We start from the raw sequence: 405 nt of genomic DNA, 5'->3' as shown, positions 1-405 counted from the left end.
ATCTATCACAGTCCAAGATGGTACGAACGCTGTCATCACCGGTGTACAAGAAGACCTGTACGCTCTTGGCTACGTTTCCGTTGGTGCTATTCAAGGTAACGACGAAGTTAAAGCCTTACAAGTTGAAGGCGTTGAACCAACTCCAGAAAACATCAAAGCTGGTGACTACGATATTGCTCGTGACTTCAACCTTGTATACGGAGAAGATCTTTCCGAACAAGCACAAGATTTCTTAGACTTTGTCCTATCTGCTGAAGGACAAGCAGTTGTTGAAGAAAACGGTGAAGTTCCTGTTGACGATGGAGCAGAAGAATTTACTGGTGGAGATGTTTCAGGTGAAGTTCAAATTAACGGATCAACCTCTGTTACACCCCTAATTGAAAAATTAACTGAAGAATACAATGC

Annotated in this window: 1 protein-coding gene; it reads left to right on the top strand. The window is 42.5% G+C overall.

Annotated elements, in window-relative coordinates; all coding sequences use genetic code 11:
* Window positions 1-405, top strand: a 405-nt coding sequence (locus MUU47_RS00075; protein ID WP_374684730.1) for a substrate-binding domain-containing protein, incomplete at both ends; no start/stop codon positions are given.

It is taken from the genome of Scandinavium hiltneri, assembly GCF_024764835.1.
In the GTDB taxonomy this organism is placed as follows: Bacteria; Pseudomonadota; Gammaproteobacteria; order Enterobacterales; family Enterobacteriaceae; genus Scandinavium; species Scandinavium hiltneri.
The sequence above is the reverse complement of the archived record's forward strand: the minus strand, read 5'-3'. Positions and strand labels throughout refer to the sequence as shown.